The organism is Youngimonas ophiurae (nom. illeg.) (assembly GCF_049803795.1).
GTDB lineage: Bacteria > Pseudomonadota > Alphaproteobacteria > Rhodobacterales > Rhodobacteraceae > Thalassobius.
Map to the genome: position 1 here is coordinate 37,385 of NZ_JBNAGJ010000010.1, position 19,321 is coordinate 56,705.

Genomic DNA, 19,321 nt, shown 5'->3' on the forward strand with positions numbered 1-19,321 from the left:
CGTTCAGAGGAGGACCCTTATGCTTGGTCAAATGATGCGCCAGGAGCTGACGATCAGCTCTTTGATTTCTCATGCCGCCCGCTATCACGCCGATGGCGAGGTCGTGTCCGTTGAAACCGACGGCACCATTCAGCGCACCAGTTGGGCCGATACCGAGCTGCGCGCGCGCAAGCTGGCCTCGGCCCTGGAAAACCGCGGGATCGAGAAAGGCGACCGCGTCGCCACCATCGCCTGGAACAATCAACGCCATTTGGAAATCTACTTTGGCGCGGCAGGCGGCGGCATGGTCTGCCACACGATCAACCCGCGTCTTTTCCCCGAACAGCTGGTCTATATCATCAACGATGCCTCGGATCGGGTGCTGTTTCTGGACCGCACCTTCCTGCCGATCGTGGCCAAGCTGGGCGCGCATCTGAAAACCGTCAAACATATCGTTCTGATGGGCCCGCGCGATGACGAGGCCGCCGCGATGCTGCCCGGTCTGATGTTCTATGAAGAACTGATCGCCGAGGGCAACGATGCCTATGAATGGCCGCATGTGGATGAAAACAGCCCCTCTTCGCTGTGCTATACCTCGGGAACGACGGGCCATCCCAAAGGCGTTCTGTATTCGCACCGTTCGACCGTGCTGCATTCCTTGGGCGGCAACCAGCCCGACACGCTGAATATCTCGTCTCGCGATAGCGTCATGCCCGTGGTGCCGATGTTCCACGTCAACGCCTGGGGCGTGCCCTATATGGCGCCTGCGGCCGGGTGCAAACTGGTGCTGCCGGGGCCGAACCTGGACGGCGAAAGCCTGGCCAAGCTGATCGACGCCGAGGGCGTGACCCTGGCCCTGGGCGTGCCGACAATCTGGATGGGCCTGTTGCAGGCACTGGAGAAACTGGGATCGCAAGCCGAAAGCCTGGAGCGCACGGTCATCGGCGGCTCGGCCTGCCCGCCCTCGATGATCCGCGCTTTCCGCGAAAAATACGGGGTCGAGGTAATGCACGCCTGGGGCATGACCGAAACCAGCCCGCTGGGCACGGTGAACACCCTGCTGAAAAAGCACGATGCCCTGCCCGAGGACGAACAGTACAAAATCCGCGAAGGCCAGGGCCGTCCTCCCTTTGGCGTAGAGCTGCGCATCATCGACGACGAAGGCCATGTGCTGCCGCACGACGGTGCCACCCAGGGCGAGCTGCAAATCCGCGGCCACTGGATCGTGGATACCTATTTCATGCAGGAAAAATCGGCGCTGACCATGGATGGCTGGTTTGACACCGGCGATGTGGCCACGATCGACCCCAACGGGTATATGATCATCCGTGACCGCTCGAAGGACATCATCAAATCGGGCGGCGAATGGATTTCCACGGTCGAGCTGGAAAACATCGCCATCGCCCATCCCGACATTGCCAATGCCGCTGCTATTGCAGCCCGGCACGAGAAATGGGATGAACGCCCCGTCCTGATTGCCCTGCGGCACGAAGGCGCCACCATCACCGAGGACGCGCTGATTGCTTTCTACGACGGCAAAATCGCCAAATGGCAGACCCCGGACAAGGTGATCTTCGTGGATGCGCTGCCCATTGGGGGCACTGGTAAGGTTTTGAAAAACAAACTGCGCGAAGAATTCGGAGACGTGCTGATTTCGGCCTAAGCGCTGCGATCAGCGCTTCAGCGCCGGCAAAGCCCACCTTTGCCGGCGCTTTTTTGCCCATCTGTCGGCAATCCGGCGCGGGTCTGGAATTCCTTCCCTTTACCGCGCCGCTGTGATCGCCCTATCGTCCTTGGGTATTCTTTGACCAAGGACTTTCCCATGACTTTATTTCCGCCCCCGTCTGGCCCGCCTGAATCCCGGCTGCCCCAATGAAACAGCCTTAATTCAGCCCATTTCCCGTCACTGGCGGACCCTGCGCATGTCCAAATCCTGCGGTAGGGTTGATCCCGTAACCAGTGCCGCTGCCGGAGCCTCTCCGGCAGCCCGGTGTGTGAAAACAGACGAAAGGAGCCCTCCAAATGGCACAGCAGCAAACCTCTCGGCCGCCCGCCCCCAAACCTGCCCCCCAGCCGGCGCAGGATACGCAGCAGGCCAAACCGATCTTTACCGATTTCGCCAGCATCTAGGCGCTATTCGGGATGACAGACGCGCCCCCGCGCGATAGCCTGCGAGGCATGAGCACCCCTGTCTCTTCGATCCGTAATCTGGGCCCCGCCTCGGATGCGTCCTTTGCACGGGCGGGGATTCACTGCGCCGAACAGCTGCGTGAAATGGGGGCCGATGCGGCCTATGCCCGGCTGATGGCGCACGGCACCAAACCGCATTTCATCGGCTATTACGCGCTGGTCATGGGGCTTCAGGGCCGTCCGTGGAACGATTGCCAGGGCGCGGAAAAGGATGCCCTGCGCGCCAAATTCGACGCGCTGAAAGCCGCCCATAAGCCAGACAGCAAAAAGGGCCGCTCGAAACTCGAAGCGGCCCTTGATGAGATCGGTGTGATCGAACGGAAGGCTTAGCCCACCAGCTCCAGACCCGAGAAGAAATACGCGATTTCAACCGCGGCGGTTTCCGGTGCGTCCGACCCGTGGATCGAATTTTCGCCCAGCGACAGGGCGAATTCCTTGCGGATGGTGCCTTCGGCGGCTTCGGCCGGGTTGGTGGCGCCCATGACTTCGCGGTTTTTCAAAATGGCGTCTTCGCCTTCCAGAACCTGAACGACGATCGGGGCCGAGGCCATGAATTCGCACAGCTCGTCGTAGAACGGGCGCTCTTTGTGCACTTCGTAGAACACGCCGGCCTGCGCTTTGGTCAGGTGGATGCGTTTCTGGGCGACGATGCGCAGGCCAGCGGCTTCCAGCTTGGCGTTGATTGCGCCGGTCAGGTTGCGGGCGGTTGCATCGGGCTTGATGATCGAGAAGGTGCGTTGGATGGCCATCGGGCGCGCTCCTGTTTTCAATGAGTTTAATCCTGGCCCGCCTCTAGCACGCAGTTGCCAAGGGATAAAGAGCTTTCCTGCCCCCCTGCATTCCGACATTGACAAGCCCCCCGGCGCTGGTCCACTGCGGGGCCATGCTACGGATCGACGACCTGCACTATTCCATCGAGGGCCGCCCCATTTTCGAAGGGGCCAGCGCCACCATTCCCACCGGCCATAAGGTGGGCCTGATCGGCCGTAATGGCGCGGGCAAAACCACCTTGTTCAAGCTGATCCGGGGCGATCTGCATCTGGACAGCGGGTCCATCCAAATCCCGGCCCGCGCCCGTATCGGCGGCGTCGCGCAGGAAGTGCCGGGCAACGAGGTTTCCTTGCTGGACACGGTTCTGGCCGCCGATACCGAACGCGCCGCCCTGATGGCCGAATCCGAGACCGCCACCGACCCCACCCGCATTGCGGACATCCAGACCCGTCTGGCCGACATCGACGCCTGGTCAGCCGAGGCGCGGGCCTCCTCGATCCTGCGGGGGCTGGGGTTTGACGCGGACGAACAGAAAATGCCGTGCAGCGCCTTTTCCGGGGGCTGGCGGATGCGCGTGGCCCTGGCCGCCGTGCTGTTTTCGCAGCCCGATTACCTGCTCTTGGACGAACCCACCAACTATCTGGATCTCGAAGGTGCGCTGTGGCTGGAAAACTATCTGGCCAAATATCCGCATACCGTGATCATCGTCAGCCATGACCGGGAACTCCTGAACCGCGCGGTCGGCGCGATCCTGCATCTGGAGAACCACAAGCTCACCTATTACACCGGCCCCTATGACCAGTTCGTACGCCAACGCGCCGAGCAGCGCGCCGTGCAGGCCGCCCAGGCCAAGAAACAAGAGGCCCGCCGCGCCCATCTGCAATCCTTTGTGGATCGGTTCAAGGCCAAGGCGACCAAGGCCAAACAGGCGCAATCGCGCGTGAAGATGCTGGAGAAAATGGACGTGATCCGCGCCCCCGAGGATGCCGCCCGCACCGTTTTTTCCTTTCCCGAACCCGAAGAGCTGTCGCCCCCCATCATCTCGGCCGAGGGCGCGGTGGTGGGCTATGGCGACACGCCCATTCTGAAGCGTCTGAACCTGCGCATTGATCAGGACGACCGCATCGCCCTGCTGGGTAAGAACGGTCAGGGCAAATCCACGCTGGCCAAGCTGCTGTCCGACCGCCTGCCGGTGATGGAGGGGCGGATCTCGCGTTCCTCCAAACTGCGCATCGGGTTTTTCGCCCAGCATCAGGTGGACGAGCTGCACGTCGATGAAACGCCCCTGCAACATATCCAGCGCGAGTTGCCCGACCAGACCCCGGCCAAGCTGCGCGCCCGTCTGGCCGGGTTTGGCCTGATGGCCGAGCAAGCCGAAACCGAGGTCGGCCGCCTGTCGGGCGGTCAAAAGGCGCGCCTGTCGCTGCTGCTGGCCACCCTGCCCGCGCCGCATCTGCTGATCCTGGATGAGCCGACCAACCACCTGGACATCGAATCCCGCGAGGCCCTGATGGAGGCGCTGAACGCCTATTCCGGCGCCGTCGTGCTGGTCAGCCACGACATGCACCTTTTGTCGATGGTCGCCGACCGGCTGTGGCTGGTCAGCGGCGGCACCGTCAAACCCTATGACGAAGACCTGTCCGAATATCGCCGGATGCTGCTGCAATCGGACGCGCCCCCCAAACCGGCCAGCAAGCCGGCCGCGCCCAAACGCGCCGGGCGCGATCAGCTTCTGACCCTGCGCGCCGAAGTGCGCAAATGCGAGGACCGGGTCGAAAAACTCTCGCAGATGGAAGACAAGCTGCAAACCCTGCTGAACGATCCTGAACTTTTCACCACAAAGAAGGATCAGGCCGTCCCCCTGCAAAAGAAATACGCCGAGTTGCAAGAGGCCATGGCCCGCGCGGAATCGCTGTGGATGGAGGCTCTGGAGAAGCTGGAGCAGGCCGAAGCCAGCTAAAATCCTGCATCAAAAATGGACAGCAAAACACTGCTTTTAAAAGATTAATCCCAAAACCAGCCATTCCAGAACAGAGACTGGCACCAAACCCGCGCCCCGGATAGCATAGCCCCATGGACACCGCATTCCTTATCACCGGCTTTGTCACGTTGTTCGTGATCATCGACCCAATCGGCCTGACCCCGATGTTCGTGGCCCTGACCCAGGGCATGGCCTCCAAGCGGCGCAGATCCATTGCGTTCCGCGCTGTTATTGTGGCGTTTTTCGTGCTCAGCCTGTTCACCGTGTTCGGCGAGGCGGTGCTGGGTTTCGTCGGAATATCAATGCCCGCCTTCCGGATCGCCGGGGGATTGTTGCTGTTTCTTACGGCTCTGGACATGCTGTTTCAGCGGCGTGAAAAACGGCGCGAGGATCAGGCCGACGACGAGGATCATCAGGATGACCCGTCTGTTTTTCCCCTTGGGATTCCGCTGATCGCCGGGCCCGGAGCAATCGCCACCATGATCCTTCTGGCCGGGCAGCAGCCGGGATATGCAGGGATTGCGCTGGTTCTGGGGATTATGGTCTCGGTCCTGGTGATCGTGTTTTTGCTATTCATGACAGCAGGTTGGCTAGAGAAAGCCCTGGGGAAAACCGGCATCAGCGTGGTCACCCGATTGCTGGGCATGTTGCTCTCGGCGCTGGCGGTGCAGTTCGTTCTGGACGGGCTGCGCGCCTTTGGTTTCGCCGCATAGGATGAAAACCGCGATAAAGCTCTTATATGATGAAGCAGGGGTTAACAGCGAAGGACCATCTGCATGACCAGCTGGGAATTTGGGCGCATCATCTACTTGGTTTTGCTGCTGGTGGTCGTTGGCGGCTGGTTTTTCATACAGAACCGCAATGGCCTGTCAAAGCTGCTGCAACAGGCCCTGATCTGGGTGTTTCTGTTCATCGGCGTGATCGCGGCCATCGGCCTGTGGGAGGACGTGCGCAACATTAGCTCTCCCAGGCAAGCCATTCATTCCAATGGACAAATTGAGATCCCCGCCTCTCCGGACGGGCATTTTTACCTGACGGCGCAAATCAACGGCACGCCTGTGCGCTTCGTTGTGGACACCGGCGCGACGGATATTGTGCTTAGCCGTCAGGATGCGCTGAAATCCGGGCTGGACCCCGAAGAGCTAACCTTCCTGGGCGAGGCCATGACCGCGAATGGGGTGGTCAGGACGGCTCCGGTGCGGCTGCAATCGGTGTCTGTTGGGCCGATCCTTGATCAGAATGTGCGCGCCTGGGTGAATGGGGGCGAAATGGACAGCTCTTTGTTGGGCATGTCCTATTTGCGGCGCTATTCAGGGATCGAGATCACGCCGAAATCGCTGACGCTGACCAGATAAGCTTTGGCCTGCAACCCCTTAGGATTCGGCCTTTTTTTCCCATTTTCCGGATTCTTCTGACCAGTATTGCGCCGCGCAGCCGGCGTCTGTCAGCAGCTTCCACTGCACGCGCGCCTCCTGAACGGCCTGCTCATCCGTGCCATCGAACAGGATGCAGATGCGCTCAAAGCTGTTCACCTCTTCGGCGGAAATCCGGGCCCCGTCCACGCACATCACACATTGCGGATCATTGGCGGCGGGGCCGGTTGTCAGCAACACCGGCTGAAGCGCATCATGCGCCCCCCCCGCCAGCCCATGCGGCAAGAACTGCTCTTCGGGGCCCAGCCAGAGCTTCTGATCCAGCCAGTCCAGCCGCCCCTGATCCGTGCCGCGCACGGCCACCTTCCAACCAGCCTGAAGCGATTTGTCCAACAGCATGGGCAGGGTCGCCTCTAACGGGCGGCGCGTCAGATGATAGAAGAAGGCCGCGCCCAAGGATCAGGCCTCAAAGCGGTTGGCGATCAGCCGGTTCAGCGCCAGAACGCCCCAGCCCGTCGCGCCTTTGGGGGCATATTTCGTGTCCGCTTTCACACTGGCGACCCCGGCAATATCCAGGTGGATCCAGGGGGTTTCCTCTTTCACGAAACGGCGCAGGAATTGCGCCGCGGTGATCGAGCCCGCAGGCCGCCCGCCAGAGTTTTTAATATCCGCGATGGCCGATTTGATCATGTCGTCATAGGCCTGGCCCATGGGCAGACGCCAGGCGCCCTCGCCCTCTTGGCCGGCGGCCTTCAGGAAATCGGCGCAGATGTCATCGTTATTCGAGAAGACCCCGGCATTTTCATGCCCCAGCCCGATAATCACCGCGCCGGTCAGCGTGGCCAGGTTGATCATCCCCGTCGGATTGAACCGTTCCTGCGCGTACCACAGCACGTCGGCCAGCACCAGGCGCCCCTCAGCATCGGTGTTGATCACCTCGATCGTGTCGCCCTTCATCGAGGTCACCACGTCGCCCGGACGCGTCGCCGTGCCCGAGGGCATGTTTTCCACCAGCCCCACCAGGCCCACGACATGAGCGGGGGCCTTGCGCAGGGCCAGCGTCTTCATCACGCCCGCCACGACGCCCGCGCCGCCCATATCCATGGTCATGTCTTCCATGCCAGCAGCCGGTTTCAGCGAAATCCCGCCTGTATCGAACACCACGCCCTTGCCGACCAGAGCCAGCGGCGCGCCCTCGGCGCCCTTCCATTGCATGACCACCACCTTGGACGGGCTGGCCGAGCCCTGGCCCACGGACAGCAGGCTGCCCATGCCCAATTCCTCCAGCTTGTCCTCGTCCAGCACTTCAACCTCGACGCCCAGTTCGGTCAGGGCCTCCAGACGGTTGGCAAATTCGGTGGTTGTCAGATAGTTGGCCGGCTCAGAGACCAGATCGCGGGTGAAAAAGACGCCCTCGGCCACGGCCAGTTTCGGGGCGGCCTTTTCTGTCATCTCTTCGGGTTTCGAGCACATGACGGTCACGCCGGCGGCATCCTCTGCGGGGGCGCTTTTGCGGTCGGTAAAGCTGTAGGCGCGCAAGGCGATCCCCAGGGCAAGCTCCTCGGATCGTTGCAGATTTCCGGCCAGAACCAACAGCGCGGCCTTACCTTTGCAGCGCGCCAGCGCCGCCCCGGCCCGGCGCACGGTTTCCACATCGGCACGGCGGGGCAGCTTGATCAGGTCCAGCGCCTCGGCCTCCATGCCGACGGGCCAGGCCAGGGTGGTGACATCGCCGTCTTTCAGTTTTTCGAAGGCGTCGGATTCGATGAACCGTTTCACAGCGCCCTTGGACAGCCGGTTCGCGCGCGAGCCCCCCTGCCCCAGTTTTCCGTCCTCGCCCACCACAACGGCAACGCGTCCGGCAAAGCTGGCGATCTGGTCGATCTGGGTCTCGGTGAACTGGATGGAAACGGGTGTCGTCATTTGGGGCCTCCTTGGCTGCTCTGACACGAGTCCTAGCGTGACCTTGCCACCTTGACCAGATAGCAGTTTTCCCCCGGCGGCGCTTGGGGTAACACTGACCGCAATATGTGGTTCCCGGGGGGGTATCTTGGCCAGATTCGACAGATATATGCTGTCTCAGCTTATGGTCCTGTTTGGATTCTTTTCGCTGGTGCTGGTGTCCGTTTATTGGATTAACCGGGCCGTGCGCCTGTTCGATAAGCTGATTGGCGATGGGCAGTCGGCCTTTGTTTTCCTGGAATTCACCGCGCTGACCCTGCCTAATGTGATCCGGCTGGTGCTGCCGATGGCGGCGTTTGCGGCCTCGGTTTACGTGACCAACCGGCTGAGCAGCGAATCCGAGCTGGTGGTGATGCAGGCCACGGGCTACAGCCCCTGGCGTCTGGCGCGTCCGGTGGTCACCTATGGGCTGATCGTGGGGCTGATGATGTCGGCGCTGACGCATCTTCTGGTGCCTGCCAGCCTGTACCAAATGCAGCAGCGCGAGGCCGAGATCGCCGAAAACGTCACCGCCAAACTGCTGACCGAGGGCACGTTCCTGCATCCTACTGACGGGGTGACGTTCTTCATCCGTGAAATCACCCCCGATGGCGCGCTGGAGGATGTGTTCCTGTCGGATCGCCGCCGCGAGGACCGCGCCCAGACATACACGGCCACCCGTGCCTATCTGGCCAATCAGGATGGCGCGGTCAAACTGGTGATGCTGGACGGGATGGCGCAAAGCTTTACCCGCGACGGCAACCGGCTGTTTACCACGCATTTCACCGATTTTTCCTATGACATCACCGGCCTGATCCGCAAAACCGAGGCCCAGACCCGCGGCGTGCGCCATACCGGCACGCTGGAGATGCTGCGCTTTCCCGGCCGGATCGCGGCCGAAACCGGCGAAACCGTTGGCCGCGTCATCGAAGAGGCGCACGGAAGGATCAACCAGGCCTTCTTGTGCCTGGCGGCGGCCCTGATCGGGTTCGCCACGCTCTTGGTGGGCAGTTTCTCGCGCTTCGGCGTCTGGCGGCAGATCGTGGCGGCGCTGGTGCTGCTGGTGCTGGTGAAACTGGTCGAGGGCGTCTCGGCCGATGCGGTGCAGGCCACCCCGGCCATGTGGCCGCTGGCCTATGCGCCCTCGGTGGCGGGTATCGCGATGGCCGCCGGGCTGCTGGCCTGGGCCGGACGCAGCCGCCGCCCCCGCAAGCCCCACCCCCTGCCGGAGGCCCCGGCATGACGCTCTATTTCTATTTCGCGCGCAAATTCGCACTGATCTTTCTGGGCATTCTGGGCGTGTTTTTCCTGCTGATGACCATGATTGATCTGGTCGAGCAGATCAGCCGGTTTTCGGCCCTGGGCGTGGCCTTGCCGCAGATTGTCGAGCTGACGCTGCTGAACACGCCGCAGGCGATCTACAATATCCTGCCGCTGGTGATGATTCTGGCGACGATTGCGCTGTTTCTGGGGCTGGCGCGCTCGTCTGAATTGGTGGTGACGCGGGCGGCCGGGCGCTCGGCGCTGCGCAGCCTTCTGGCCCCGATTTCCGTGGCCGCGCTGATCGGCGTTCTGGCTGTGGCGATGTTCAATCCGATCGTCGCGGCGACCTCGAAACGCTATTCCGAACTGTATGAATCCTATCGCAACGAGGGCGCGGATATTCTGTCGATCAGCTCTGAGGGGCTGTGGCTGCGCCAAGGCGGGCGCGAGGGGCAGACGGTGATCCGCGCCGCCAGCGCCAATCCCGACGGGACCACGCTGTTTGACGTGACTTTTCTGGCCTATGCGCCCGAAGGCGGGCCGTTCCGCCGCATTCAGGCCGAAAGCGCCACCCTGCTGGACGGTGCCTGGGCGTTGACGAACGCCAAGGTCTGGCCGCTGACCGCCGGTCTGAACCCCGAGGCCGGGGCCAAGACGCATGACACGCTCAGCCTGCCCTCGACCCTGACTCAGGACCGGATTCGCGATAGTTTCGGCACGCCGGGCGTGATTTCCGTCTGGGATCTGCCGCGCTATATCCAGCAGCTGCAAGAGGCCGGGTTCTCGGCCCGCCGCCACGCCGTCTGGCTGCAAATGGAGCTGGCCCGGCCGCTGTTCCTGATGGCCATGGTGCTGATCGCCTCGGCCTTTACCATGCGACACACGCGGTTTGGGCACACGGGGATTGCGGTGCTGACGGCGATCATGCTGGGTTTCAGCCTGTATTACATCCGCAATTTTGCGCAGATCCTGGGGGAAAACGGACAGATTCCCGTGATGTTGGCCGCCTGGGCCCCGCCTGCGGCCTCGGTGCTCTTGGCGCTTGGGCTGCTTCTGCATATGGAGGACGGATGAGCCGTAAATTCGCCCCCCCGGCCGCGCTGGCCCTGATCGGCGCGCTGGCCCTCTTGCCTGTTTCTGCCGCTGCGCAAGGCGCTGAGACTGAAACCAGCCCCCCTGCGGTGCTGGTGGCCGACAGCCTGTCCCTGTCCGGCCGCACCCGGCTGATCGCGCAGGGCCATGTGGAGGTCATGCACGGCAACGCCCGCCTGAAAGCCGCGCGGATCGAATATGACCGCACCAAGGATCAACTGATCATCACCGGCCCGATCACCCTGACCGAGGGCGAGGATACCGTGATCCTTGCGGGCTCGGGCGAGTTGGACAGCAAGCTGGAAAACGGCATCCTGCGCGGCGCGCGCATGGTGTTCGAACAGCAGGTGCAGCTGGCCGCCAATCAGATCAACCGCATCGGCGGGCGCTATACGCAGCTTTACAAGGTGGCGGCGACCTCGTGTCAGGTGTGCAATTCCAACACGCCCCCCGTCTGGCAAATCCGCGCCCAGCGGACGATCCACGATCAGCAGGAACGCCAGCTCTATTTCGAAAACGCGCAGTTGCGGCTGCTGGATGTGCCGGTGATGTGGCTGCCCCGGATGCGCCTGCCCGACCCTACGCTGGAACGCGCCAGCGGGTTTCTGATTCCCTCGTTGAAACAAAGCTCGGAACTGGGGCTGGGGATTCGAATCCCCTATTTCATCAAGATCGGCGATCACAAAGACCTGACGCTAACCCCTTATCTGTCGGCTGAAACCACCACGCTGGAATGGCGCTATCGGCAGGCCTTTCGCACCGGGCGTATCGAATTCGAAGGTGCGCTGACGGATGACACCCTTCTGCCGGGCGAGCAGCGCGGCTATGTTTTTGCCGACGGGCTGTTCGATCTGCCACAGGATTACAAACTGTCCTTCGGCATCGAAGCCGTGACCGACCGCGCCTATCTGCTGGATTACCTGTATTCCGAAAAGGACCGCCTGAAGAGCGAGATCGCCGTCACCCGCGTCAAACGCGATGAATACCGGCGGGCGGCTCTGGTGTCCTTTCAGACGCTGCGCGAGGGCGAGGATAACTCGACCATCCCGACGATCATCGGAGATCTGGAATACGAGCGCCGGCTGTTCCCGGCCCGTCTGGGCGGCGAGCTGCGCCTGAACCTGGCCAGCCACGCGCATTACCGTTACTCGGATCTGGCCACGGACGGGCCGGACAGCGACATCTGGGGCGACGGGCGCGATGTCAGCCGGGCCGAGATGTCCGCCCAATGGCTGCGCAGCTGGAGCTTTGGGCCCGGCATTCAGGCGGAATTCATGGCCGGGGCCTCGGTGGATGCCTATACGGTGCGGCAAGACGCGGTGGCCGCAATCAATAACGAGGTGCTGCTGACCCCGCAGACCGCGCTGACCCTGCGCTGGCCCTGGCTGAAAACCGGACGGGGGGGCACGGTTCATGTGGTGGAGCCCGTGCTGATGATGGGCTGGGTTGGCGGCGACGGGCTGGACATTCCCAATGACGAAAGCACCCGCGTCGAATTTGACGAGGGCAATCTGCTGTCCCTGTCGCATTTCCCCGCCCCTGACCGGCGCGCGCGCGGTGCGGCGGCCGCGATCGGGCTGAACTGGACGCGCACGGCGGCCAGCGGCTGGGGCTCGACCCTGACCCTGGGCCAGGTTCTGCGCGAGGACGAGGACGCCGCGTTCTCGCAAACCTCGGGGCTGTCGGGCACGCGCTCGGATCTGCTGGTGGCGGCGCAGCTGCGCAATGACAAGGGGCTGAACCTGACCGCCCGCGCTCTGATGGGCAGCGGCGCCGATCTGCACAAGGCCGAGGCCCGCGCCAGCTGGCAGACCTCGAAATCGGGGTTCGGGCTGTCCTATGTCTGGCTGGGCGCCGATGCGGACGAGGACCGCGCCAACACGGTGTCCGAATGGTCCCTGGACGGGTATCACCGTTTTTCCCGGCACTGGTCGGGGACGGCCAACTGGCGCTATGATGTGGCCGACCGCCGCGCCACCGAGGCCGCCCTGGGTTTGCGCTATATGAACGAATGTATCGAGGTAAACATGTCCCTGTCGCGGCGCTTTACCAGTTCGACGATTGTTGATCCGTCAACGAATTTCGGCTTTACCGTGGGTCTAAGGGGGTTTAGCGCTGGCAGCAATGATCGCAGCTATACCCGCACCTGTAGGAACTAAAGGATGACAAAATTGACCATGCGCCGGATTTTCCTTGCTCTTTTCGCCTGTGCCCTGGCTGTGACCAGCTTTGGGGCCGCCCAGGCGCAAAGCCCGTTTTCCCCCGCGATCCGGGTCAATGACCGCGCGATCACCTATTATGAGATCGACCAGCGCATCATGCTGATGGAGGCGCTCAGCGCGCCCGGCGATCTGCCCAAGGAAGCGCGCAAACAGCTGATCGAGGACCGCCTGAAACTGGATGCGGCCTTTGCCATCGGGGTGAATATCACCGAGGAAATGATCACCGCCGGCATCAAGGATTTCGCCGGCCGGGCCAAGATGACGCCGGAAAAATTCATGGACTATCTGGCCAGCAAGGGCGTCGCGCGGCAAACCTTCGAGGATTTCCTGTTCTCGGGCCTGGCCTGGCGCGAGGTGGTGCGGGCCAAGTTTGCCTCGCGGCTGGCCGTCACGGACGAGGACATCGACAAGGCGCAGCGCGCGCTGGCCAATAACAGCTCTACCCAGGTGCTGCTGTCCGAGATTTTCATCCCCGTCCCCCAGGGCCGCGAGGATGAAGCGATGGAACTGGCGCTGCTGATCCAGAAAGACCAGACTTTTGCCGGGTTTGCCGCCAATGCCAAACGCTATTCGCGCGGGCGCACCCGCGAACAGGGCGGCAAGATCAACTGGATGCCGTTGACGAACTTGCCGCCGCAGCTGCGCCCCGTCATCATGGCGCTCAAACCCGCAGAGATCACCCAGCCTCTGCCCGTTCAGGGGGCGCTGGCGCTGTTCCAGATGCGCTCGGTCGGGGAAAGCGCCTATCGCGCCCCGGCGATTGCGGCGATTGAATATGCGGCGCTGCGGATTGCCGGCGGGCATACCCCCGAGGCTCTGACCAGCGCGCAAAAGATCATGGATCAGGCCGATACCTGCGATGATCTTTATGGTCTGGTCCAGGGGCAGCCCGAGGAAAACCTGACCCGCGTCACCCTGAAACCCGGTGAGATCCCCCGCGACATTGCCCTAGAACTGGCGAAAATGGACAAGGGCGAATTTTCAACCGCCCTGACGCGCAACGACGGTCAGACGCTGATGCTGCTGATGATGTGCGGGCGCACCCCGGCCCTGACCGAGGATGCCTCGCGCGAGGAACTGACCGCCCAGCTGCGCAACCGCCGCGCCGAGGCCCTGGCCAATGGCTATCTGGAACAGCTGCGCGCCGACGCCCGGATCATCGAGGAATGAGCCTTCCCATCGCGCTCAGCTGCGGGGAACCGGCAGGCGTCGGCCCTGAAATCGCGGCCAAGGCCTGGGCCAGCCTGCGCGCCGATCTGCCGTTTTTCTACATCGGCGATCCGCGTCATCTGCCCGCTGGCACCCCCGTTACGGAAATCCGCACCCCCGCCGAGGCCGCGCAGGCCGCGCCCCATGCTCTGCCCGTTCTGCCGCATCGTTTCGCCGCCCCCGCCACGCCCGGACAGCCCGATCCGGCCAACGCGCAAGGCGTGATTGACGTGATCGCGCGCGGGGTGGATCTGGTGCAATCGGGTCAGGCAAGCGCGCTGACCACGGCGCCGATCCACAAAAAGGCGCTGAAAGACGGCGCCGGGTTTGCCTATCCGGGCCACACCGAATATCTGGCCGCTCTGGGCCGGGTTCAGCGCGTGGTGATGATGCTGGCCTGCTCGCAATTGCGCGTCGTGCCCACCACCATCCACGAAGCCATCGCCGATGTGCCCAAGCTGCTGACCCCCGCGCTGCTAAGCGAAACCCTGCGTATCACCCATGCCGCCCTGAAGCGCGATTTCGCACTGCCGAACCCGCGTCTGGCGGTTGCCGGCCTGAACCCCCATGCTGGCGAAGGCGGCGCGATGGGCACCGAGGAAATCACCCTGATCACCCCCGTTCTGGATCAGCTGCGCGCCGAAGGGATGGACATCGCGGGGCCCCTGTCCGCCGACACGATGTTCCACCCGGCGGCCCGTGCCCGCTATGACGCGGCGATCTGCATGTATCACGATCAGGCGCTGATCCCGATCAAGACGCTGGATTTCGCGGGCGGGGTGAATGTGACGCTGGGCCTGCCGTTTATCCGCACCTCGCCCGATCACGGCACGGCCTTCGACATTGCCGGGCGCGGGATTGCGGATGCCAATTCCCTGATCGAGGCGCTGAAACTGGCTCGCCAGATGGGCCGCGCCAGAAAGGCATCCGCATGAGCGGCATCGACACGCTTCCTCCGCTGCGACAAGTGATTGAAACCCATGGGATCGCGGCCAAAAAATCGCTGGGGCAGAACTTTCTTCTGGATCTGAACCTGACCGCGAAAATCGCGCGGCTGGCCGGGGATCTGGCCCAAAGCGACGTGCTGGAGATCGGCCCCGGCCCCGGCGGGCTGACCCGCGGGCTGCTGGCCGAGGGCGCGCGCCGTGTGCTGGCCATCGAAAAAGACCCCCGCTGTATGCCCGCTCTGGCTGAAATCGCCCAGGCCTATCCCGGCCGCTTGCAGGTGATCAACGGCGACGCGCTGGAGGTGGACCCGCTGGCGCATCTGACGCCGCCCATCCGCATCGCGGCGAACCTGCCCTATAATGTCGGCACCGAGCTGCTGGTGCGCTGGCTGACGCCCAAGGACTGGCCGCCCTTCTGGTCATCCCTGACGCTGATGTTCCAAAAAGAGGTGGCGCAGCGGATCGTCGCGCAGCCGGGCTCCAAGGCTTATGGCCGGCTGGCGATTCTGGCGCAATGGCGCACGGATACGCAGATCGTGCTGCACCTGCCCCCCGAGGCTTTCAGCCCGCCGCCCAAGGTGCATTCCGCCGTGGTGCATCTGACTGCCCTGCCCCAGCCGCGTTTCCCCGCCGATGCCAAAACGCTGGAACGCGTGGTCGCCAAAGCGTTCAATCAGCGGCGCAAGATGCTGCGCGCGGCCCTCAAGGGGATTGCCCCGGATCTGGAGGATCGCCTGATCGCTGCGGGCATCAAACCGACGGACCGGGCCGAGACTGTCTCGCTTGAGCAATTCTGCGCGCTGGCCCGCATTCTGAAAACCTGAAATGAAAAACGCGAGGGCAAAGCCCCCGCGCTGATCCGATGAAATACCGGTGTCTTACTCGGCCGCTTCGGGCGCCGGTGGCTGCTGAGGCGGCGTGACATCCCCATTCTCGGCCTTGGGCGCATCTTTGTCCGCCTTTTTGGCGCGCGGTTTGCGCGGCGAAGACGCGCGGGTGCGTTTGGGTTTGGGCGCGTCCTCGGCCGGTTGGCTTTCGGGGGTTTCCACCAGCCCGCTTTCGCCAGTATCGCCCATATCCATCACGTCCGGCTGCTCGCCCGCGCCCTTATCGGCGGCGGCTTTCTTACCGGCCTCGGCGGCCTCGCGTTCCTGACGGGCGGCGCGCTCGCGGTCACGTTCGGCCTGACGCTCGCGGTTCTGGCGTTCCTGTTCCTCGCGGCGGGCGTCCTGCTCGCGCTGCGCCTCGGCCAGCATACGCAGGTAATGTTCGGCGTGCTGCTGGAAGTTTTCCGTGGCCACGCGGTCATTGGCCAGCTGCGCATCGCGGGCCAGCTGATTGTATTTGTCGATGATCTGCTGCGGCGTGCCGCGCACCTTTCCCTCGGGGCCGTTGCTGTCAAACACGCGGTTGACGATATTGCCCACGGATCGGTTATTGTTGCGGTTCGATTTGGACCGCGAGCGGCTTTTCGAAGATCTCATATTCCTGATTTCCAGCCTTCAAAATATTCGAACTGTTGTGCCCGTTTCGCGCCTCTTGCGCTCTCAACATCAGACCGGATCACAACGATTTTGGCTTGGTGTTGACCGGGACCGCGCCGCAGGTTCCACCGCGCATCCACCGGATCAACACCCCCTGAGTAAAGCCTAAACCGACCGGGTGACAAGTAGAATCACCGCATTTTCAGCCCAATCAGGTAAAAAAAACCTTCCCAAAGGTGCATTTCAGCCACGGGTTGCCGTGACCACCCGGTCTTTGCCATCCAAGTCGGGCAGAACCCGAACGTCGCGCCAGTCGTGATCCAAGAAAATCTGTGCAACCTGAGAGCCTTGTCGCCAGCCGATTTCCAAGAGGATGCGCCCCGCCGGTGCTAGGTAGCCCGGCGCCTGCTGGGCCAGAATGCGGTACGGGCGCAACCCATCCCCCCCCGGAGTCAGCGCCATGTGCGGGTCGTGGTTCAGTACTTCGGCGGACAGCTCGGTCATTTCTTCGGCAGAAATGTAGGGCGGATTCGACACGATCAAATCAAAGGTGCCCGCGATGCCGCTGAACCAATCGCTGTGCAAAAATTCGGCGCGGTTCGCCACACCCAGATCGCGCGCGTTTCCCTCGGCCACTTTCAAAGCCGCCTCGCTCAGATCGCCGCCGATCCCGGTGGCCTGGGGCCGTTCGGCCAGCAGGCTGATCAGGATACACCCCGAGCCGGTGCCCAAATCCAACACAGTTTGAAACTTCTGCGTCAGGGCCTCGGCCACCAGAATTTCGGTTTCGGGGCGCGGGTCCAGAACCTCTGCGGTCACGCTGAACCTGCGGCCAAAGAAATCGCGATAGCCACGGATCATTGAGGTCGGCTCGCCTGCGGCGCGGCGCAAGCAATAGCTGACCGCGCGTTCGAAAATGGCCAGATCCAGATCATCATGGGCCATCAGCACCAGCCGTTCATGCGGCACGTCCATCGCGTGGGCCAGCAGCAGACGGGCCTCACGCGCGGGGGCGTCGATCTGAGCGTTTGCCAAGATTTCGGCCAAAGCGCGCAGCGCCTCTTGGATGCGCATTTATCCGTCCATCTCGGCCAGCAGAGCGACCTGATGTTCCGCTGTCAGAGCGTCGATGATTTCGTCCAGATCGCCCTGCATCACCTGATCCAGCTTATAAAGCGTCAGGTTGATCCGGTGATCCGTCATGCGGCCTTGCGGGAAATTATAGGTCCGAATCCGTTCGCTGCGATCGCCCGAGCCCACCTGCGCCTTCCGATCCGCCGAGCGTTCGTCATGCACCTTCTGCCGCTCCATGTCATACAGCCGCGCCTTCAGCACATTCATCGCGATCTCGCGGTTGCGGTGCTGGGATTTTTCGGAACTGGTGACCACAACGCCGGTGGGAATATGGGTGATCCGCACCGCCGAATCCGTGGTGTTCACGTGCTGCCCCCCCGCGCCCGAGCTGCGCATCGTGTCGATCCGCAAATCGGCGGGGTTGATCTGGATGTCCACGTCCTCGGCCTCGGGCAGGACGGCGACGGTGGCGGCCGAGGTATGAATGCGCCCGCCGCTTTCGGTTTCGGGGACGCGCTGCACCCGGTGCACGCCGCTTTCGAATTTCAGCCGGGCAAAGACGCCCTCGCCTTTGATATGCGCGGTGACTTCCTTGATGCCGCCCAGTTCGGTTTCCTGCATGTCCAGAATGTCAAAGCTCCAGCCGTGCGTTTCCGCATAGCGCTGATACATCCGCAGCAGATCGCCGGCGAACAGCGCGGCCTCGTCCCCGCCTGTGCCGGGGCGGATCTCGATCATCGCGGGACGGGCGTCGGCGGCATCCTTGGGCAGCAGCGCCAGTTGCAGGGCTTGCTCGGCCTCGGGCAGGCGGGCCTTCAGCGATGGCAGTTCCTCTTCGGCCAGAGCCTTCATTTCGGGGTCTGACAGCATGTCCTGTGCCTCGGCAATGTCCGAGGTCAGCTGTTGGTATTGCTCGATCTGTTCGACCACGGGCCGTAGCTCGGCATATTCACGGCCCAATGCGGCAATATCCCCGCTCCCCTCGGCCATTTTAGCCTCAAGGAATTGGAACCGTTGGGTGATCTGGTGAAGCCGCTCGATAGAAATCATGCTGTGTTCCTTGGCGGATCGCCGGGATTTGGTCAAGTCCCCGGTCTGTGCTATCCTATCTGTATGCGCCTGATCCCTGCCCTTTTGATGCTGGCCAGCCCGGCACTGGCCGATGCCACGATCGGTGGCAAAACGGTAGAGTGCTATTGCACCGATACCGGCGGCGCGCGGGTGGAACTGGGTCAGACGATCTGCCTGCAAGTGGACGGGCGCATGTTCATGGCGCAATGTCAGATGTCGCTGAACGTGCCGATGTGGCGCGAGGTGGCCTCAGGGTGTCTGAGCTCATTTTTGGGCCAGAGCGTCCAGCCATCCCTGAATCCGGGCCTTGTTGACCCCCAGATCTGAGCGCCCAAACCGCAGCCGTCCCAGAATAGCGACACCGTTTTTGCGCAGCTCCAGCGTGGTGTAATCGGGAAACCCCCACAGCGCCGAGCGGGTGATATAGGTGATTTCCCCATCCGCAAGCGACCCGGCCAGCACCGAGGTGCGCGGGCTGGCCTGGATGATCCGGTCCAGCGCCGCGAAGGTCTCGGCCCCGCTGCCGGGCAGGATGCGCAGCGCGCCGCCCTTGAAATCCTTGTCCTGCGCGCCTTTGATCGGCTGATGCCAGCGCGCCGGATCGCTGGGCGCCAGACGCACATAGAGCCCAAAGCCCACCACCAAAACCACAATCACATAGAGCCAATTCATCGCGCATCCCTTATGTTTTGTCCTGCATAGAGTTGGGATGCCTGCTGCCGTG

General features: G+C 62.9%; 19 protein-coding genes. 12 read left to right on the plus strand and 7 right to left on the minus strand.

Annotation, left to right across the window (positions count from 1 at the left end):
• Window positions 1–19: 19 nt before the first annotated feature.
• Window positions 20–1,642, plus strand: a complete 1,623-nt coding sequence (locus tag ACP15O_RS16810) for a long-chain-fatty-acid--CoA ligase (RefSeq protein ID WP_425097284.1) — start codon at window positions 20–22, stop codon at window positions 1,640–1,642.
• A 515-nt stretch (window positions 1,643–2,157) separates the two neighbouring features.
• A complete protein-coding gene (locus tag ACP15O_RS16815) occupies window positions 2,158–2,499 on the plus strand; it encodes a TfoX/Sxy family DNA transformation protein (protein ID WP_425097343.1) in 342 nt (113 codons plus the stop codon).
• Here ACP15O_RS16815 and ndk read toward each other — a convergent pair.
• Window positions 2,496–2,918: a nucleoside-diphosphate kinase gene (ndk, locus tag ACP15O_RS16820; RefSeq protein WP_425097285.1), complete on the minus strand. Its 423-nt coding sequence runs from the start codon at window positions 2,916–2,918 to the stop codon at window positions 2,496–2,498. The two genes, ACP15O_RS16815 and ndk, sit on opposite strands and share 4 nt — an antisense overlap.
• Window positions 2,919–3,052: 134 nt before the next feature.
• Here ndk and ACP15O_RS16825 point away from each other — a divergent pair, with 134 nt between their 5' ends.
• The 3 genes from ACP15O_RS16825 (at window position 3,053) to ACP15O_RS16835 (ending at window position 6,276) form a co-directional block, all read left to right on the plus strand.
• Complete coding sequence (locus tag ACP15O_RS16825; protein ID WP_425097286.1) at window positions 3,053–4,900, plus strand: ABC-F family ATP-binding cassette domain-containing protein; 1,848 nt, start codon at window positions 3,053–3,055, stop codon at window positions 4,898–4,900.
• Between the two features lie 113 nt (window positions 4,901–5,013).
• On the plus strand, window positions 5,014–5,634 hold the full coding sequence (locus ACP15O_RS16830) for a MarC family protein (RefSeq protein ID WP_425097288.1): 621 nt from the start codon (window positions 5,014–5,016) through the stop codon (window positions 5,632–5,634).
• A 63-nt stretch (window positions 5,635–5,697) separates the two neighbouring features.
• On the plus strand, window positions 5,698–6,276 hold the full coding sequence (locus ACP15O_RS16835; RefSeq protein WP_425097289.1) for a retropepsin-like aspartic protease family protein: 579 nt from the start codon (window positions 5,698–5,700) through the stop codon (window positions 6,274–6,276).
• 18 nt (window positions 6,277–6,294) lie between these two features.
• Here ACP15O_RS16835 and ACP15O_RS16840 read toward each other — a convergent pair whose 3' ends face one another.
• Both ACP15O_RS16840 and ACP15O_RS16845 read right to left on the minus strand, forming a co-directional pair.
• Window positions 6,295–6,750, minus strand: coding sequence for a DNA polymerase III subunit chi (locus ACP15O_RS16840; protein ID WP_425097290.1), 456 nt, complete (start codon window positions 6,748–6,750; stop codon window positions 6,295–6,297).
• A gap of 3 nt (window positions 6,751–6,753) precedes the next feature.
• Window positions 6,754–8,217, minus strand: coding sequence for a leucyl aminopeptidase (locus tag ACP15O_RS16845; protein WP_425097291.1), 1,464 nt, complete (start codon window positions 8,215–8,217; stop codon window positions 6,754–6,756).
• A gap of 127 nt (window positions 8,218–8,344) precedes the next feature.
• On the opposite strand from ACP15O_RS16845, the gene lptF reads away from it, so the two are divergent.
• The 6 genes from lptF to rsmA are packed head-to-tail and all read left to right on the plus strand — an operon-like array spanning window position 8,345 to window position 15,792.
• On the plus strand, window positions 8,345–9,478 hold the full coding sequence (lptF, locus tag ACP15O_RS16850; RefSeq protein ID WP_425097292.1) for an LPS export ABC transporter permease LptF: 1,134 nt from the start codon (window positions 8,345–8,347) through the stop codon (window positions 9,476–9,478).
• The gene (gene lptG / locus ACP15O_RS16855; RefSeq protein ID WP_425097293.1) at window positions 9,475–10,572 is read left to right on the plus strand and encodes an LPS export ABC transporter permease LptG; all 1,098 of its coding nucleotides are present in this window, start codon (window positions 9,475–9,477) and stop codon (window positions 10,570–10,572) included. The genes lptF and lptG overlap by 4 nt, the downstream gene beginning before the upstream one ends.
• A complete protein-coding gene (locus ACP15O_RS16860) occupies window positions 10,569–12,749 on the plus strand; it encodes an LPS-assembly protein LptD (protein ID WP_425097294.1) in 2,181 nt (726 codons plus the stop codon). The genes lptG and ACP15O_RS16860 overlap by 4 nt, the downstream gene beginning before the upstream one ends.
• 3 nt (window positions 12,750–12,752) lie before the next feature.
• A complete protein-coding gene (locus tag ACP15O_RS16865) occupies window positions 12,753–13,982 on the plus strand; it encodes a peptidylprolyl isomerase (RefSeq protein WP_425097295.1) in 1,230 nt (409 codons plus the stop codon).
• Window positions 13,979–14,956: a 4-hydroxythreonine-4-phosphate dehydrogenase PdxA gene (pdxA, locus tag ACP15O_RS16870; protein ID WP_425097296.1), complete on the plus strand. Its 978-nt coding sequence runs from the start codon at window positions 13,979–13,981 to the stop codon at window positions 14,954–14,956. The genes ACP15O_RS16865 and pdxA overlap by 4 nt, the downstream gene beginning before the upstream one ends.
• Window positions 14,953–15,792: a 16S rRNA (adenine(1518)-N(6)/adenine(1519)-N(6))-dimethyltransferase RsmA gene (gene rsmA / locus ACP15O_RS16875; protein ID WP_425097297.1), complete on the plus strand. Its 840-nt coding sequence runs from the start codon at window positions 14,953–14,955 to the stop codon at window positions 15,790–15,792. The genes pdxA and rsmA overlap by 4 nt, the downstream gene beginning before the upstream one ends.
• Window positions 15,793–15,846: 54 nt before the next feature.
• Here rsmA and ACP15O_RS16880 read toward each other — a convergent pair whose 3' ends face one another.
• The 3 genes from ACP15O_RS16880 to prfA all read right to left on the minus strand — a co-directional run bounded on the left by ACP15O_RS16880 (window position 15,847) and on the right by prfA (window position 18,576).
• Complete coding sequence (locus ACP15O_RS16880; RefSeq protein WP_425097298.1) at window positions 15,847–16,452, minus strand: DUF4167 domain-containing protein; 606 nt, start codon at window positions 16,450–16,452, stop codon at window positions 15,847–15,849.
• A gap of 243 nt (window positions 16,453–16,695) precedes the next feature.
• Window positions 16,696–17,526 (minus strand): peptide chain release factor N(5)-glutamine methyltransferase, encoded by an 831-nt coding sequence (gene prmC / locus ACP15O_RS16885; protein ID WP_425097299.1) that lies wholly within the window; start codon window positions 17,524–17,526, stop codon window positions 16,696–16,698.
• Window positions 17,527–18,576, minus strand: coding sequence for a peptide chain release factor 1 (gene prfA, locus ACP15O_RS16890; RefSeq protein ID WP_425097300.1), 1,050 nt, complete (start codon window positions 18,574–18,576; stop codon window positions 17,527–17,529).
• Window positions 18,577–18,639: 63 nt separating this feature from the next.
• Here prfA and ACP15O_RS16895 point away from each other — a divergent pair, with 63 nt between their 5' ends.
• Window positions 18,640–18,924, plus strand: coding sequence for a hypothetical protein (locus ACP15O_RS16895; protein WP_425097301.1), 285 nt, complete (start codon window positions 18,640–18,642; stop codon window positions 18,922–18,924).
• Here the strand turns inward: ACP15O_RS16895 and ACP15O_RS16900 are convergent.
• Window positions 18,862–19,269 (minus strand): DUF1499 domain-containing protein, encoded by a 408-nt coding sequence (locus ACP15O_RS16900; RefSeq protein ID WP_425097302.1) that lies wholly within the window; start codon window positions 19,267–19,269, stop codon window positions 18,862–18,864. The genes ACP15O_RS16895 and ACP15O_RS16900 overlap by 63 nt on opposite strands.
• Window positions 19,270–19,321 lie beyond the last annotated feature (52 nt).

What these genes read in the sequence shown, in the direction of transcription:
- ACP15O_RS16810 (WP_425097284.1), top strand. Translation starts at nt 20, where the DNA reads ATGCTTGGTCAAATGATGCGCCAGGAGCTGACGATCAGCTCTTTGATT.
- ACP15O_RS16815 (WP_425097343.1), top strand. Translation starts at nt 2,158, where the DNA reads ATGAGCACCCCTGTCTCTTCGATCCGTAATCTGGGCCCCGCCTCGGAT.
- ndk (WP_425097285.1), bottom strand. Translation starts at nt 2,918, where the DNA reads ATGGCCATCCAACGCACCTTCTCGATCATCAAGCCCGATGCAACCGCC.
- ACP15O_RS16825 (WP_425097286.1), top strand. Translation starts at nt 3,053, where the DNA reads ATGCTACGGATCGACGACCTGCACTATTCCATCGAGGGCCGCCCCATT.
- ACP15O_RS16830 (WP_425097288.1), top strand. Translation starts at nt 5,014, where the DNA reads ATGGACACCGCATTCCTTATCACCGGCTTTGTCACGTTGTTCGTGATC.
- ACP15O_RS16835 (WP_425097289.1), top strand. Translation starts at nt 5,698, where the DNA reads ATGACCAGCTGGGAATTTGGGCGCATCATCTACTTGGTTTTGCTGCTG.
- ACP15O_RS16845 (WP_425097291.1), bottom strand. Translation starts at nt 8,217, where the DNA reads ATGACGACACCCGTTTCCATCCAGTTCACCGAGACCCAGATCGACCAG.
- lptG (WP_425097293.1), top strand. Translation starts at nt 9,475, where the DNA reads ATGACGCTCTATTTCTATTTCGCGCGCAAATTCGCACTGATCTTTCTG.
- ACP15O_RS16860 (WP_425097294.1), top strand. Translation starts at nt 10,569, where the DNA reads ATGAGCCGTAAATTCGCCCCCCCGGCCGCGCTGGCCCTGATCGGCGCG.
- ACP15O_RS16865 (WP_425097295.1), top strand. Translation starts at nt 12,753, where the DNA reads ATGACAAAATTGACCATGCGCCGGATTTTCCTTGCTCTTTTCGCCTGT.
- pdxA (WP_425097296.1), top strand. Translation starts at nt 13,979, where the DNA reads ATGAGCCTTCCCATCGCGCTCAGCTGCGGGGAACCGGCAGGCGTCGGC.
- rsmA (WP_425097297.1), top strand. Translation starts at nt 14,953, where the DNA reads ATGAGCGGCATCGACACGCTTCCTCCGCTGCGACAAGTGATTGAAACC.
- ACP15O_RS16880 (WP_425097298.1), bottom strand. Translation starts at nt 16,452, where the DNA reads ATGAGATCTTCGAAAAGCCGCTCGCGGTCCAAATCGAACCGCAACAAT.
- prmC (WP_425097299.1), bottom strand. Translation starts at nt 17,526, where the DNA reads ATGCGCATCCAAGAGGCGCTGCGCGCTTTGGCCGAAATCTTGGCAAAC.
- prfA (WP_425097300.1), bottom strand. Translation starts at nt 18,576, where the DNA reads ATGATTTCTATCGAGCGGCTTCACCAGATCACCCAACGGTTCCAATTC.
- ACP15O_RS16895 (WP_425097301.1), top strand. Translation starts at nt 18,640, where the DNA reads ATGCGCCTGATCCCTGCCCTTTTGATGCTGGCCAGCCCGGCACTGGCC.
- ACP15O_RS16900 (WP_425097302.1), bottom strand. Translation starts at nt 19,269, where the DNA reads ATGAATTGGCTCTATGTGATTGTGGTTTTGGTGGTGGGCTTTGGGCTC.